The sequence below is a fragment of the Salifodinibacter halophilus genome (assembly GCA_012999515.1).
Taxonomy (GTDB): domain Bacteria; phylum Pseudomonadota; class Gammaproteobacteria; order Nevskiales; family Salinisphaeraceae; genus Salifodinibacter; species Salifodinibacter halophilus.
The window spans coordinates 1-243 of the sequence record JABEEB010000600.1; the positions used below are offsets into that span (position 1 = coordinate 1).

Annotated in this window: 1 protein-coding gene; it reads left to right on the plus strand. The window is 69.1% G+C overall.

Annotated elements, in window-relative coordinates:
• Positions 1–51: 51 nt before the first annotated feature.
• Positions 52–243: carboxypeptidase regulatory-like domain-containing protein (locus HKX41_12975; GenBank protein NNC25047.1), on the plus strand; the 192-nt coding region annotated here is incomplete at its 3' end.

Consider the following 243-nt stretch of genomic DNA (forward strand, 5'->3'; position numbering starts at 1 on the left):
GGGCGATGCGCGCGACCGTCGTTACTTCGACGCCTTGCGGCAGGAGGCGCGATGAACTGGGAAATGGCCGTCGCGGTCGTGCTCGGTGTCGCCGCTGCGTTGGCGATGGCGCGCACGGCCTTGCGTCAGTACCGCGCCGAGCCGTCGTCGCGTTCGCGCGGCTGGCGCGTCGCGCTGTTGTTGCTGGCGCAGCCGCTGGTCGCGATATTGCTGTATTTCGCCTTGTTCCCGCCGCGTTTGCCG